The sequence below is a fragment of the Flavobacterium xizangense genome, assembly GCF_054075145.1.
Genome location: NZ_JBSIPG010000266.1, coordinates 1 through 244 on the forward strand (window position 1 = coordinate 1; position 244 = coordinate 244).

The following is a 244-nucleotide window of genomic DNA, read 5'->3' on the forward strand; positions in this document are numbered from 1 at the left end:
TCAGGAATGCCAAGGACAGGGCAAAATAAATCGTGGGCTCACTAAGAAGGCACAGCGCATTTATAAGGCAGAATTGGCTGAATATGAGAGAACAAAAAGCACCGATTCTCCTCCTGTTAAACCTAAAGCTCATCTACATTTATGCACTAACTGTTCTGGTTCTGGATTAATTCAATCCGATCATTTTACACCAGTTAATACCGATTTTCCACATGTTGCTATAATTGGTGCCGGTATTGGAGGC

Annotated in this window: 1 pseudogene; it reads left to right on the forward strand. The window is 41.4% G+C overall.

The features are described from left to right. Window positions 1–244 (forward strand): annotated as a pseudogene (locus ACWA1B_RS23380) (FAD-dependent monooxygenase); the annotation flags it as partial.